Below are 15,066 nucleotides of genomic sequence, written 5' to 3' on the forward strand. Positions count from 1 at the left end.
AAATCTACAGTGCCCTGAAGACTTCCTGTCTTGATCGCAGTGCCACTCAAGAACTGAATCCAGTTGCTATTACCTGTACCACCTAAGTCATCAGGGCTCGTACCCGTTGACAGGATCGTGTCGATGTTGTCCTCATCAACAGTCACATCCTGCTGCTGATCGGTTACACTTGGCCCATCATCACCAAACCGGATCTTCTCACCAATTTCAATGCTCTGGCTGGTCACATCACCATCACCATCAGTCACCGTCAAAACAGCAGAGATCTTGCCGTCCAAGTTGACGAACTCATCATGACTGTCGGTATCAAGCTGCTTGATGGACTGGTACTGCGCAAGGCTGACTTCACCGTCGTCATCAATGGAGACTGCAAACACGGCATCGCCGCTCTCACCACCAACACGGCCAACAACAAGACCGTTTTCCAGATAAAGCAGAATGTCAGCGCCCGCTGTGGTCTGAAGACCTGAGGCTGCATCATCAATGCGCAGCGTTACCTTATGGGCCGCGCCATCAGCGCCGTCATCATAGGCAAAGTCCACCACATTATCGCGGGCGAACTGAGGAGCCATATCCTCATCAAAACCTTTGCCGGAAACACCATCAAACAGGGCTGCAACAGCTGGATCAGTGGTGTCGTCATTATCCAGACCAGCACTCTCATCAACCTGAACGAACCTGTTCAGCTCAAGAGACGTGATCGTTGGCCCATCATCACCAAACCGGATCTTCTCACCAATTTCAACGCTCTGGCTGGTCACATCGCCATCACCATCGGTGACTGTCAGAACAGCAGAGATCTTGCCATCTAGGTTGACGAACTCATCATGACTGTCTGTATCAAGCTGCTTGATGGACTGGTACTGCGCAAGGCTGACTTCACCGTCGTCATCAATGGAGATTGCAAACACAGAATCGCCAGTTTCGCCACCAACACGGCCAACAACAAGATCACCTTCCAGATAAAGCAGAATGTCAGCGCCCGCTGTGGTCTGAAGACCTGAGGCTGCATCATCAATGCTCAGCGTCACCTTATGGGTCGCGCCATCAGCGCCATCATCATAGGCAAAGTCCACCACGTTATCGCGGGCGAACTGAGGAGCCATGTCCTCATCAAGCCCTTTGCCGGGAACAGCATCGAACAGGGCTGCAACAGCTGGATCAGTGGTGTCATCGTTATCCAGACCAGCACTCTCATCAACCTGAACGAACCTGTTCAGCTCAAGAGACGTGATCGCCGCCATGTCATCATCAACAATCACGGTAAAGCTGGAGTTGGCTGTATCACCATCACTGTCAGTTGCGACAAAGCCGAAGGTCAGTTCAATATCATCTTCGGTACCAGCAACAAAATGATCCAGATTGTCCAACAGCTCAAAGCTATAAGAACCAGACCCATCATCTGACAAAGTTACTTGGAAGACCGCATCCCCACTTCCCTCTTTCGTCGCTGTAAGAACAGTATCCCCCTCACTCAGGGTGTAAACAAGTGCAACACCATCAGATGTTAGGACCTGAGAAGTTATTGGAGTTCCGTCAAACTTGACTGAACGATCCCCAATACCACCTTCATCACTGTCGGCATCATCCGCACCCCAATCGATATCGAGAGAGGCAGTAACTTTATGAGAGGTTGCTGGGGCATCACCATCTGCGGTGTCATTACCGTTACCGATATCCGGGATGCCATCTTCATCAACAGTACCTGTTGTGGGCGCCCCAATCTCCGGCAGGTCATCAGCAACATTTACAATCAGGAACGAGTCTGCGGAATCTCCATCAGCATCAAACGCCTGGAAACCAAATTCCAACTCCAGAATGTCTTTCACATCTGCTTCCAGATGATCCAGATTGCCATGGAGCGTAAAAGTAAATTCACCGGTTTCCGGGAAAGTGTTCAGCAGAACCTCAAAAACCAATTCGCCATTAGGCAGCTTGGCAATAAGCAGCTGGCTGCCCGCACCAATCTCATTGGCAGCATCCGCAATAAGGTCCTGTACTTCATAAGTCAGCGGCTGCCCGTCAGCAGTCAGGCGGATTGGGGTCCCAGCTCGGTCAACAGGCACGCCGGCATCAAGTTGGAACGCCAACGAGCGCTCGCTCACACCGTCCAGACCAAAGTCGACATTCAGATTGCCTGTGAAGGATAGTGGCCCTTTGCCAGCATCAGCCCAATCAGTTTCATCAAGTGCGCCAACTTCCGCAATGCCAGCCACAGGTACATCATCAACGTCCTGTTCGGGATCATCTGCCGCAGCCGCAGCTCCGGCATTGTCTTCTGGTCTCAGGAGATCATTGACATTCAGACCCGGCCCCAGTGGACCGCCATCAGGGTTGTCATCAAAATCTTGTCCTGAACTGTTTGGATCTTCCAGCTGATCGGCAATTGGTGTCCCATCACCTGCAGCGGTTTGGAGCGTATCAACCGGCAAGATTTCGACAAGCGCACCAAATTCTTCAATCGTCAGCGTCTGGGTTTCACTCAGGATCAGGGATCCGTCTGTCTGATCTCCAGCAAAGAACCCTTCAACAAGAAGCGTTCCACCATCAGAAAACAGGATTTGCAAGCTCTCACCGTAGCGGAAGAGACTAACTGGCACTTCCAGCATCTGGCTGAAATCAACCAACTGCCCCGGCTGCCGAACAAGAACTTCCGACTGGCCTTGGGTGGCAATCCCAATCTTCAGCACTTGAGAAGGAACAACTGCCTGGGAAGTGTTAGTGGCTGTGATCGTAGTAGACGCTTGACGCTCTGACATTTTAGCAAACCCGACGCATAAACAGTTTTAATAAAATTTTAGCAATTGCGCCGATAATTTTGCCAATCATGATAAAAGTCAAATCATTTCCTTAAGGAATTTTTAACATCGTTAATTCCGTCACAGTCCAGCAACACCCTGAATTAGCGCGTTTCTGCGACCAAGATTTTAATTTGACTAAATTTTATTGAGTATTTTACTTTTTGTTAAACACCGCTCCCTATACAGGGTGGCGAAGTTATTAACGGGAAATGCTGTTTTCTGGAGAGTAAAGCTCAGGAAAGAAGGGCATTTTCAAACAAAAAAAGAGCGCGTTCTTTGCCCCTTGCAACGCGCCCTGAATAGATTTTTAAAAAGTAGATTCGCAGTTCTAATTAAACGTGCGTGTCATTGCTGCAAGAGATGTAAATTTCACCTTTTGCAGAAGCTGCTGGCCACTGCCGGCCACATGCACCCATTTATAGTTTTTGGTGTCCTGCTTGAGAGCAACCCGGCCAAAGCGGTTATCAAGGACATACTCTCCACCTTTGTAGGAGAGATTGAGGATTGCATGATACTGGCCGATCTTGGTGTCATAGACTGCAACCACCTTCATATCCTCAGCAGGAATACCCAGTTCCCTTAAAGTCCAATACTTTAAGACAGCATAGTCCTCACAATCCCCTCTGCGCTGACTCAGTGTTTCGATTGGTGAGGCCCAATAATCACTTCGCCCCCAAACCTGCTGGTCACTTTGATAGCTGATGAGTGCGTTGATCCCACGATTTACATAGGAAAGCTGCTTATGGCGCGGAAGCTTGCGCGCCGCTTTAATCAGATTGCCCCAGGTATTTAAAACGCTTACTTCACATTTATCACTGCTATTCAAACACTTAGAAGCATCTGTAATCCGGTTCATCTGAGTTGTAATGATGTTCCAGCGCCTATCGATGGAAGTTCCGGCAGTAGAACGAACGATACGCTGCAGATTACGTGTGGGAGTACTCAACACAGCAATAGAACCATGCGCAGATGCTGTTTCAATGGCAGGCAACTCAGGCTTGGCCATTGGAACGGGCATACGTGCCTTGGCAACAAGAGCCGGCTCAGGAGTAGCAACAGAAGCAAGATCAATTGGAAAATATGGAGTTTGCGGCTCCAAAGCAGCAGCCGCGGAAACAAATTGAGAAAATCCGAGCGCAATACCGGCAAATCCGAGAACTGCAGCTTTGAAGACGCAATAATCCTTCGTTACCGCACGGCGTCTGCCGGCGGTCCAAAACCTATTACAAAACATCCTGACGCCCCTTGTCAGGCGTTCGGAATTATCTCTCGCGAAGTGCTTCCGAACGCACTTTGTTTATAGGCTTAAGGATATAATCCAACACGGTTTTAAAACCGGTTAAAACATCAATTGAGGCCACCATTCCTGGTATTATTGGTAAAGGATCCGTTTCCGTCCCAAGATAGTTTTTATCTGTTCTGACGTTGACTTTAAAAAATCGATTACCCTGCTCATCCTTGGTGGAGTCCGCAGCGATCCTTTCCAGCTTGCCTTTCAGACCTCCATAAATGGAATAGTCGTAGGCAGTGATTTTGACCGTAACCTCTTGACCTGGCCTAAGAAATGCCACGTCCTGAGGACTGATCTGCGCTTCAATCAGAAGCGTATCTTCCAGCGGAACGATCTCGACTAAAGGCTCTCCAGGCTGCACCACAGCCCCGATTGTGGATATATTCAATTGATTAACCACACCATAGACAGGGGCCTCAAGATCCGTCCGCTGAACCTTGTCTCTGGCCGCCTTAATAGTCTCATTTATTACCGCAAGTTCGGCCCGCGCAGCCGCAAGTTCCTGACGCGCTTTGGCGTGAAACACTGTCTTTGCATTTGTAATGCGCTCTTCCGCTTCCTGTCCGGCTGACGTGACACGTCGGATAGAGGCATTCAACACCTCCAGGCTGCCCTGCGCTTCATCAAGCTGGCGCTTAAGACGCAGGAACTCGATCTCAGGAAGCACCTTGCGCTTGAAGAGACGCTCGTTAATCTCCACTTCACGCGCCAACGTTTCCATGGTGACAACGGTTTTACGTTTCTCAGCAAGCAACTCTTCCAGCTCTTGCTCTCTCTGCAATCGCTGATTTTTCAAAAGAGAGATTTCACTTGTGAGCTGCAGGTTGCGCGCCAGATAGACCTGCTCTTCTTCAAACGTGTGACCCGGCGCATTAGTTGTAAGCTCACCAGAAAGCTCCAGAGGCACACCGTTTGCTTCCGCCATCAACCTCTCAGCACGTGCCAAAAGGCTCCACTGACGCTGCTGAAGCTCACCTAGCTGCGAAGAAAAGCCTGTATCATCCACCCGGACAACAACGTCCCCCTTTTGAACGATCTGTCCCTCTTTCACGAGAAGAGACTTTACAATGCCCTTTTCAGGCGCCTGTACAATCTGGATCTGGCTGGACGGCACAACCCGTCCCTCACCACGTGTAACCTCTTCAAGCTCGGCTTGAGAGGCCCATGTGATACCGGCAGCCAAAGCCACAAAGACAATCAGAATGACACGCGTTGCAGCACGGGGAGGACGGGTCTGCAAACTTGCACGGATATCGGTTGCGTAATCCCAGTTCTTCATCTCACACACCCTCCGCGCTACGCTGGCGCTCTTCGTTCCGCGTCGCACCAAGGGTACGTAGCTTCTCAATCACGAAATCCCGTGGTCCATCTGCCACAAGCTGCCCCTTATCAAGGGCAACCAAACGGTCTGTAAGCTGCAATAAGGAAGTTCGATGCGTGCTAATAATCATCGTCGTATCAGGCGAGTTGTATTCCCGCAGGCGCTCCAGCAACCGGCGCTCTGACGCTGTATCAAGATGACTAGACGGCTCATCTAAAAACAACAGACGCGGTTGGCGCAGCAACATTCTGGCAAGCGCGACACTTTGCTTCTGCCCGCCAGAGAGCAAACGACCACCCTCTCCCACCTGCATGTCAAACCCATGAGGATGTGTCGCAACAAAATCCTCAACACCTGCAATATGAGCTGCACGATAGATATCTTCGTTAGAAGCCTGTGGCCGCCCAACAACGATGTTCTCTCGCAAGCTGCCACTGAACAACACGTTATCCTGTGACAAGAACCCGACACCATCGCGCAGATCTGCAGGATCGTACTGCCGCGTATCAATCTTATCGACCAGAATTGCACCATCTGAGGGCGTATAAAGCCCGGATAACAAACGCCCCACTGTCGATTTACCAGCACCCACACGGCCAATAAGCCCAATGGTCTCTCCAGGCCGAACTTCAAAGCTCACATTGCGCAAGGAGTCTTCAGCAGCCTCAGGGTAGCGAAATGACACATTTTGGAAGGAAATCGCACCAGACGTGATGCGGCTGTTCACATAAGTCCGGTTTGGTCTGCGCTCCGCAGGCAACTCCATCAGACCAGACAGCATCTTGTAGGAATGCATGGTCTGACGCAGTCGTGTCAGCGTACCCGCAATGGATGACAAAGGCGCAAGAACACGGCCTGAAAGCATCATCGCAGCAATCAGACCACCCATATTCACCGCCCCGTCATTGACCAGATAAACACCCCAGACAACGATACAGATGGACACCAGAGCCTGCGCAAAGCCTGTCAGCGACTGAGCCAATGTGGACCAGTAACGCCCCTTCAAAATAGCCGCAGCACTGGACGCAACAGATCGCTCCCACTTGATCTGCATAGAGCTCTCAGCATTCAAAGCTCGGATGGTATCGATATTTGCAATACTTTCCACCAACACGGAATGGCGCATCGCACTTTCTTTTGTGGCCTGATCAACAGAACCAGCAAGCGCAGGCTGAACAAGCAAGTTGATCAGAATAACCACCGGAACAGCAGCAAGCGGCACATAAGCAATCGGTCCAACAATCAGGAAAAGCACCATGATGAACAGGCCGATGAAACACATATCAATCAATGCCACCAAGGAGGAGGACGTGAGAAACTCACGAACAGTCTCAAACTCTTTGATGTGATTAGCAAACTGGCCGGTCGATCCCGGGCGGTTCTCCAGATCAAGCCCGAGAGCATGCGAAAAAATTCGCGACGCAATAGCAAGGTCTGCTTGTTTACCTGTCATGTTTATGATGGAGCTGCGCGCGGTCTTCAAAATTCCATCAAACACCAGAGCAAGAAGCACCCCCGCCGCAAGCGCCCATAGTGTTGGAATAGCAAAGTTTGGAAGCACACGGTCGTAAACATTCATGATGAAAAGTGGTGAGGCCAGCGCCAGACTATTGATGACCAACGCAGCAATGGCAACGTGAATGTAATCCTTCCAGAAGCCTGCAATAACGCTCCAGAACCAGTGCCCGTCCCTGCCAGATCCCATACCGTTAGTCTCAGAAGTCATATTGACGGGCTTAAAGAAGATGCCATGTCCGCTATATAGCTTCTCAAGAACAGCAATTGAGAGAATTTGCTGCTCCTCTGGCCGCTCCGCATCAACAATCGAAGCATGACCCGTGTTCTCATTGAGCTCCTTCAAAATACGAAGGCTTCCATCTTCAAACACAAGAATTGCAGGCAATGAGATCGCAGGTATTGTTCCAGCCTTTTTCCTGACCGTGACCGCCCTCATTCCACAATTAGAGGATGCTCGCTCAATCAGTTTGATGGAAAGCCGCTGACCATCGTAAGGTAACCCAGCCAGAATGACAGAGTCGGTTGCGTAGTTACCGTAGCTTCTGGCGATGTACTTGATCGCCTCGACAAGCGGATCTTTGATGCTCACTTCAGCTGAGTTTTCAGTCTCGACGGTCATTTACAGTCTCATCATTCTTAACGACAAAAGGGAGCCGCAAAGGCTCCCTTCCTGAAGAAAATTTCGGCTATGCGTGCAGATTACACCATTAACGAAGTGGTTCAATCTGGAAACCCGCAGCTTGAGGGAAGATCGATGTGTTCCCGCGGCGGTCGGCTCTTGATTCAGCTGGTGGAGAGATGTTGAACATCGCCAGCAGGTTACCAGTGGTACCTTGCAGCTGATAGGTAGAGAACTTCAGAATATACTCTGCAGAGATCAGATCGATGCGGCTGTTAAACAACGCGTTTTCAGCGTTCAGCACATCCAGCAATGAACGCTGACCAATGTTGTACTCCTGACGGTAGCCGCTCACAACACGCTGGTTGGCAGAAACGGTCTGACGCAGAGCGGAGATGCGCTCGCGTGTTGTTTGAACAGACGCCCATGCCTGCTCAACAGCTTCATCAGTTTCGCGGCGCATACGATCAACACGTGCCTGTGCTTCTGCATGCTGCTCAACCGCACGGCCACGCATCGCACTGTCATAACCGCCATTGTAAAGGTTCCATCTCAGACGAACCATGATGCGGTAGTCATCGCTACGACCTTCATAACCATTCAGGTCATCTCCGAAATTGGCAGACCCATTCAGAGTAACCCGAGGCATGAAGGAGGAGTTGCTCTGCTCAATCGCAAAACCAGCAGCATCCGTGTCAGCCTCAGCTGACAAGATCAACGGATTGCTCTGACGAGACATTGCAAGTGCAGAAGACAAACTCTTTGCAGCAGCTGAGTTTGCAGCAGAAACAGCACCCAAATTGCTTGGAGCAACACCAACGACGCGGCGATACTTCGCCATTGCATCCAGCAATGACTTACGCACGCTTGCTGTAATCATGCGAGTGGCGGCAACGCGCTCCTGCACCTGAGCAAGATCAGCGGCACCAGTTTCACCGCCATCGTAACGTTCTTTCACTTCACGTGCGAGACGCTGGTGAAGTGCAGTGTTCTCTTTGGATTTGTTCAGAATCTTCTGATGGCGCACAACATCGACATAGGCTTCAACAGCATCAAGTGCGATCGCTTCAGAGCGTTCCAGAACACGCAGAGCAGCACCATCAACACGGGCGCTCTGGCGGTAAATCTCATTCACTGAGCCGAAGCCATCAAACAACAGCTGCTCAGCTTCAACACTCACCTGCTTGGCTGCACGCCATTGCTCAGTGGTGTTGGATTGTGCCCTGCGCAAGCGCTCCGCACCAAAAGAAGCATTCACACTCAACTTCGGCATGAACGCACTTTGAGAAGCACGCAATTCCTGATCACGCGCCCTTCTGTTTGCAGCGGACTCTACAATGTCTGGATTAGTGAGAACGGCGGTTTCAACAGCATCTCGTAAAGACGCAGAATGAGCTGACGTCACTCCCAACGCGCACATCAACAGTGCAACAGAAGTACCTCGAAAAAGCATTGCCTACACCCCAATGACTTTTCCATGAACGGCGTTTACCTCAAACAACCAAAGGCAGCAGAATTTCATCATTACAGCGCCCCTGATTTTCCGGCCATGGGAAAAACAAAAAGAAAATCTAACAGAGTAAAATCACGTGTAGAGATTTTTATCAATATATTTTTTCATAGTATAAATGGTACCCCAAAATCTCAAGATATCACCCAGACACAAACAAACTAAACCAAAGCAAATACATAGATAAACACAAGAACACTCAAATACTAAAGCAAATTATGCAAAACGCATTACAACGAAATTAGCGAAACACCTCGAGAAAAAGAGAATTACAAAGAAAACGAGTCAACTGTATTCAGCCTAAAAAAGTACTGAGTATATATAGAAAGATAAAATTTTACAGATATTCATTCACACTCGCTAAAATACCACCTGTCATTGAATTTTATTTACGCAAGTGGATCCTGAGAAATCCAACAGTTCCCACATGTTAACTATAAGACCCAAAAACCGAATACTGATTCTTTTAGTTTCCCCTCACCCATAGCCTTCGTTCTCAAGCTCAAGATCCCCTTAAAACTCAGGGACTCCCTCACAAAAAAGAGGCGGATGCTTCGACATCCGCCACTTTAAAATCTGCATCATTTTGCAAAACGCTTAGTTCAGCAGCAGGTTTGGAATGTACAGAGCCAGCTGCGGAATGAACGTGGTCAGCACCAGTGTCGGCAACCATGCAAAGAAGATGAACATCAGCGTCGGCTTCAGCATTTTGTCAACTGTGGTATCTGTCACCTTGGAGCCCAGATACAACAGCGGTGCTGTTGGCGGTGTGATGTTGGCCATGCCAAGATTCACGCCCAGAACAGCTGCAAAATGGATTGGGTCCATACCAACGCCTTGCACAATAGGCAGCAAGAGCGGAGTAGAGAGCAGAATACCGGAAATGTCATCCATCAACATACCGATGATGATCATCACCAGATTCACCATCAGCAAGATCATAATTGGATCTTCTGATACGGAATAGACGAACTCTTCTGCAATCGCCGGGATGTCTTCAAAAATCAAGAACCGGCTCACGATCAACACCATGAAGATCATCGCCATCACAACACCAATAGTGATGCCTGAGTTCAAAATGGTTTCACGGAACGTTTTCCAGGTCAGACCACGGTAGACGTAGATCGCAACAGGGATCGCATAGACGACGGCAACGCCAGCAGCTTCTGTTGGTGTCATGATGCCACCATAGATCCCGCCGAGAATGATGACAGGCATCATCAATGCTGGAAACGCTTTCAGGCCGCGACGCTTGAACTCGTAATTAAAGTCATCTGGACGCTTTTCCAGATTGATGTCTTTATGCTTGCGCAGCATCACCTGGTTCACGATGATCAAAAGCGTGATCAAGATCAAACCGGGAATGACGGTGGAGAGGAACGCACGCAGCACGGACTGTTGTGCAACCCAGGCATACAAGATGTGAGAGGCACTTGGTGGGATCAGCAATCCAAGCGGGGCAGCACTGACGATTAGCGCAGCAGACTGGCCTTCAGGATAGTTAGCTTTGCGCAGATGCGGCATCATGATGCCACCGATGCAAGTCAGTGTCGCGTTTGCACTTCCGGAAATTGAACCGAATACACCGGACGCAAGTACAGTTGCAGCAGACAAACCGCCTTTGATATGCCCGACAAACAGCTCCGCCACGCTGACAAGAGGCGCAGCGATACGCCCTTTTTCCATAATGCCGCCCGCAATGATGAACAGCGGAATAGCCAGCAGAACCACATTGTTCATTTTCCAGTGGCCGGTTGGCAGATAACCTGCAACATCATGGCCGCCCATATAGGCTAGGAAAATAAGAATTGCGCCAAATGCAAGGTGTACGCTTACGCCAAGCAGCAAGAGGCCACATAGAATGGCAATCGATCCAACAATAATCATTGCGCTGCCCCTTGAGCTTTTATTGGTTCTTCTTCAGGGTGTACGTTTTCCGCAACTTCGCGTGGTTCCCGTTCTGGCCATTTGGGGCCGTTTCGCAGCAGCAGATAAAAGTGCAGCACGGCAAATATGTTCATGAACAGGAAGCCCAGGAAAATGGCAAGTCGAGGCGCGAAAAATGGAATCTTCAACGCGACTGTTGTCTGCCACATTGGGTAGGAGACAAGCTCCTCATGAAGCATGAGCCAGCCCCAATATGTGACAGCACTCAAAACGCCAATTTCAATAATTTCTACAGCCACCTCACGCCACCAGATGATGCGCGGGTTTTTGATCAGAAAGCCAAGCACGTCTGCGTTGACATGCTCTTTGCGTGCTGAGGCGACAGCAGCAGCCATGAAGAACATCCAGAAACTGATGGTCATCAGCCATTCTTCATAGGCAAAAAGGTTGCCACCAAAACCATAACGGACAATCACAACCATAAAAAATGTGAGCGCCATGATTACACCGCCGGCTGTAATCATGAAGTTCATCAGTTTAATGACGCCGTTCAGCGGTTTAGCCACTGGCCTTGGAAGTTCGCTCGTCAGAATACTCATCTGAAATTTGCCCTTCGTTTCTTGAAACCAAATAAGTCATAGAAAAAGCCGGCGCAGAGTATGCGCCGGCTTTGAAGAGAAGGGCTTATTGGAAGTCTTTCTTCAGACGGTCAATGGTGTCCTGACCAACAACTTCAGCCATTGCAGGCCATACTTTTTCACGAACACGCTCAGCAAGAACTTTTTCCTGCTCAGGAGTGAAGCTCAGAACTTCGTAACCGGATTCTACGAGTTTCTGCTTGAAGTTCGCATCGTTCTCTTTGTTGAACTGGAAGTACTGCTTGGACGCTTTGTCGAATGCAGCTGTAACAACAGCTTTCTGCTCATCATTCATCTTGTTCCAGGTTTTCAGAGAACCATAGAAAGAGTTGATTTCAGAGATCGCGTTGTACTCTACGAAGTACTTACCAACATTGGACTTTGCGAAGATGGTGTAAGCAGCCTGTTTGGTGCAGCACAAGGTGCCGTCAACAATACCGGACTGCATTGCAGGGAACATATCACCCCAAGCCATGGTGGTGGTGTTGTAGCCCAGAGTTTCTGCCATGTCTTTAACAACAGCAGAAGACCAGACACGGATGTTCATGCCTTTGTCGCCAAAACCTGTGTAGTCTTCAGGCTTTTTGTTCGCAACAACACCAACAAAACCTTCAGGGTTGTGGTTGAACAGCTTCAGACCGAGGTTCTCAAGACGCTCATTGATGATCTTGTTGTACTCAGAATCTGGGTTCAACATCACGTTTTCCAGATCATCCCAGCTGGTGAACAGGTATGGCATGGACATGATGTCGAGCACTGGATCTTTGTGGGAGTAGATGAACGCCATCACAAAGTCCACGTTACCGCGGATGGTGTCTTCAACCAGAGACTCACCGGAACCGAGCTGGCTTGCAGGGAAGACAGAAACTTTCAGGCCAACATCAGCAGCCTCAATTTCCTTTTCGATCTGCTTCAGCATTTTGGTGCCTTCGTGATCGACAGGTACCGTACCAGCGATTTTCAGACGCAGATCAGCAGCGTATACGGAGGACGCCAGTGTCAAAGCAATTGCACTTGCTGCACCTACGCTCAATACGCGACGGAAACCCTTTGATACAGTTTTAAGGCTAGGTTTGTTCATTCTTGTCTCCCTAATAACCATCCAGATACGCATCTATTGCTTATCATTGGCTCCCGGATGGCCGATTATGCCTCTCGCAACACAGGCGACTTGCGTCAAATCGTGTCACTCAAGATTTTTAGATTGCTACAGCTCAGGGGCCGCGATCAGAAACATCTTTCATTGCTCTTGATGAGTGATGTCCCTGTAAGTGCTTATCCCCTTGTGCCGAATAGATGCGAAGAACTGGCAATAAAGCGCAGTGCGTTTCACATGCATACTTTTACTAACTCGGGAAACATACTAGATATAATTCAAATGATCCATATTTTTTTCACTATTGACCATTTGTCACCTTATGAACTAGTCATATCTACTGAATTTGAAGAAATTTTGGGCGGAAAGCTCTTCAAATTATAGGGTTTTAGGCAAACCAAATGGCAGTAGCAATTTTCTGCATCAAAAAAAGACACTGATATATCAATTTAATATCGGTCGAAAATCGAGAGGAACATCGAAGATGCAGAAACGTTACACGCAAAAATCGAGAATTTTGAGTGACTGATACATTTGATCCATTTGCACCAAAAAATTTGAAACAATGATTCGTTTGGGAGGGGAAATTATGACGAAAAGCTATCAGGAGACGGTTGAACAACTCACGAGAGCCTATCCAAACCTAAGCAAGCAGCTCAAAAAAAGCGCGGCTTATGTCTTGGAGTATCCAAGTGATGTTGCCACCCTGTCCATGCGTCAGGTTGCAGCCCGCGCAGACGTCCCTCCTCCCACAATGAACCGCCTTGCGAAGTCGCTTGAGTTCGGCACCTACAATGCCCTGCGTGATGTCTATCGCGGCGGGTTCGAGGATTTTTCCTCCAACTACCCATCCCGAGCCGGAGAGCTACAGGCCACACATGGCACCTCGGATATTGAAGCCTCTTTGCAAAGCTTCAAAAGCGCAGCTCTTGGCAATCTGAAGCATTTGTTCGACACCGTCGACCGGGATCATCTCCAACAAATCGTCTCGTCGCTGGCCACCGCCCGCAACGTAGTTGTCGTAGGTATGCATGCATCCCACTCACTCGCAAATTACCTGCACTATGTTGCCTCCATGTGTTTTCGCAATTGGCGGCTCATCAATCGCAAGAATGGCGAAATCGCGGATCAGGTTGAATACATCAATGCCGATGACGTTGTCGTCGCGATCTCCCTGAACCCGTGCGCTGCAGACACAGTACTCGTTGCAAAACGGGCATATGAAGTGGGTGCAAAGGTCGTCGGCATCACCGATACCAGAACATCGCCGCTTGCCACTTATTCAACCGACCTCCTGCTCACACCAGTTCAAAGTCCGCATTTCTTTGAGAGTTACGTCGCCACTGCGGCACTACTGGAAATGATCCTTGGCTTACTGGTGGCAGATAGCGGGCAGGTCGTCATCGACAACATCACAAGGCTGGAACGCTGCCGTAATGAACTCGGCGAATACTGGCCAGACCAATAAACCAATAAGAACTCGGAATACTATATGACAAAGCTCAGTCTCCTTGCCGGTCAGATCAACATTCCTGCAATGACCACAGCAGACCAAAGAGACGCACACGTGCGCTCCGTGACCGCCAAGTTGCATCAGCAACTCACTACAAAGCCACATGATCTGGTTGTTTTACCTGAGCTTTCGACCGTTGATTACTCCAGAGCCGCCTTCGCTGAACTCAGTGTACTGGCAGAAGACCTGAACGGCCCCTCCGTCAAAGCATTTGGCGCTTTGGCAAAAGAGCACAACACCACAATCGTCTTCGGCATGCCACGCAAAGCAGAGGATCACTACAAGATCTCTCAGGTCGCTGTCGGGCCGGACGGAGCTGTCATTGGCTGCTACGATAAGCTCCACATTTGCCAGTATGGCGCGTCCATGGAGAAGGAATACTTCGAGAAAGGCGACCACCTTTTCTCGTTTTCTGTAAAGGGCATAAAGGTTGCGCCAATCATCTGCTACGATATCCGCATCCCTGAACTCAGCCGCACATTGGCTCTGCAGCACGGCGTTGACCTGATCTTGCACAGCGGCGCGTATGCCCGGGATGAAAGCTTCTTCAGCTGGCACGACTTTGTGGTCACCCGCGCTCTGGAAAGTCAGATCTTCTTCCTCAGCCTCAATCGCGCTGGCGAGAACTTCGGTAATTCCACGTTCTGTCCTCCCTGGACAGATGAGAACACACCACGCACAATCTTCCCTCAAACCAACGAGCATTTTGAGAGCTTTGAGCTGGATACGGCGGTGATTGATCAAGCGCGCGAAGACTACACATTCCGCAAGGATTTGCTGGAAGACTACTCCCGGCTCAAGCATCAGGAACCCGAGCTGCTCAACCAATAGCTAGCTCTATTCCTATCAGTTTTCCCTCTAGTATCGGTTGC

Annotated in this window: 11 protein-coding genes; 3 read left to right on the plus strand and 8 right to left on the minus strand. The window is 49.5% G+C overall.

Annotation, left to right across the window (positions count from 1 at the left end):
- From PsAD46_RS21380 to PsAD46_RS21400, 5 genes are all read right to left on the minus strand, one after another.
- The coding region (locus tag PsAD46_RS21380; protein WP_244273235.1) for a DUF5801 repeats-in-toxin domain-containing protein at nucleotides 1-2,759 on the minus strand (2,759 nt) is incomplete at its 3' end.
- A 370-nt stretch (nucleotides 2,760-3,129) separates the two neighbouring features.
- A complete protein-coding gene (locus tag PsAD46_RS21385) occupies nucleotides 3,130-4,035 on the minus strand; it encodes a transglutaminase-like cysteine peptidase (RefSeq protein ID WP_063307834.1) in 906 nt (301 codons plus the stop codon).
- 28 nt (nucleotides 4,036-4,063) lie between these two features.
- On the minus strand, nucleotides 4,064-5,371 hold the full coding sequence (locus PsAD46_RS21390) for an HlyD family type I secretion periplasmic adaptor subunit (protein WP_063307835.1): 1,308 nt from the start codon (nucleotides 5,369-5,371) through the stop codon (nucleotides 4,064-4,066).
- A 1-nt stretch (nucleotide 5,372) separates the two neighbouring features.
- A complete protein-coding gene (locus tag PsAD46_RS21395; protein ID WP_063307836.1) occupies nucleotides 5,373-7,550 on the minus strand; it encodes a type I secretion system permease/ATPase in 2,178 nt (725 codons plus the stop codon).
- 88 nt (nucleotides 7,551-7,638) lie between these two features.
- Nucleotides 7,639-9,003, minus strand: a complete 1,365-nt coding sequence (locus PsAD46_RS21400; protein WP_063307837.1) for a TolC family outer membrane protein — start codon at nucleotides 9,001-9,003, stop codon at nucleotides 7,639-7,641.
- Between the two features lie 24 nt (nucleotides 9,004-9,027).
- Between PsAD46_RS21400 and PsAD46_RS27990 the strand changes: the two genes are divergently transcribed.
- Nucleotides 9,028-9,225, plus strand: a complete 198-nt coding sequence (locus tag PsAD46_RS27990) for a hypothetical protein (RefSeq protein ID WP_152986719.1) — start codon at nucleotides 9,028-9,030, stop codon at nucleotides 9,223-9,225.
- A 432-nt stretch (nucleotides 9,226-9,657) separates the two neighbouring features.
- Here PsAD46_RS27990 and PsAD46_RS21405 read toward each other — a convergent pair whose 3' ends face one another.
- The 3 genes from PsAD46_RS21405 to dctP all read right to left on the minus strand — a co-directional run bounded on the left by PsAD46_RS21405 (nucleotide 9,658) and on the right by dctP (nucleotide 12,666).
- Complete coding sequence (locus PsAD46_RS21405; RefSeq protein ID WP_063307838.1) at nucleotides 9,658-10,947, minus strand: TRAP transporter large permease; 1,290 nt, start codon at nucleotides 10,945-10,947, stop codon at nucleotides 9,658-9,660.
- The gene (locus tag PsAD46_RS21410) at nucleotides 10,944-11,546 is read right to left on the minus strand and encodes a TRAP transporter small permease (RefSeq protein WP_063307839.1); all 603 of its coding nucleotides are present in this window, start codon (nucleotides 11,544-11,546) and stop codon (nucleotides 10,944-10,946) included. Before PsAD46_RS21410 ends, PsAD46_RS21405 begins: the two co-directional genes overlap by 4 nt.
- Before the next feature lie 85 nt (nucleotides 11,547-11,631).
- Nucleotides 11,632-12,666 carry a TRAP transporter substrate-binding protein DctP gene (dctP, locus tag PsAD46_RS21415; protein WP_063307840.1) on the minus strand — a complete coding sequence of 345 codons (1,035 nt, stop codon included), beginning with the start codon at nucleotides 12,664-12,666 and terminating at the stop codon, nucleotides 11,632-11,634.
- A gap of 604 nt (nucleotides 12,667-13,270) precedes the next feature.
- Here dctP and PsAD46_RS21425 point away from each other — a divergent pair.
- Together PsAD46_RS21425 and PsAD46_RS21430 are read left to right on the plus strand one after the other, a co-directional pair.
- Nucleotides 13,271-14,149, plus strand: coding sequence for a MurR/RpiR family transcriptional regulator (locus tag PsAD46_RS21425; protein WP_063307841.1), 879 nt, complete (start codon nucleotides 13,271-13,273; stop codon nucleotides 14,147-14,149).
- A gap of 24 nt (nucleotides 14,150-14,173) precedes the next feature.
- Nucleotides 14,174-15,025, plus strand: a complete 852-nt coding sequence (locus PsAD46_RS21430) for a carbon-nitrogen hydrolase family protein (RefSeq protein WP_063307842.1) — start codon at nucleotides 14,174-14,176, stop codon at nucleotides 15,023-15,025.
- Nucleotides 15,026-15,066 lie beyond the last annotated feature (41 nt).

The organism is Pseudovibrio sp. Ad46, assembly GCF_001623065.1.
Lineage (GTDB): Bacteria > Pseudomonadota > Alphaproteobacteria > Rhizobiales > Stappiaceae > Pseudovibrio.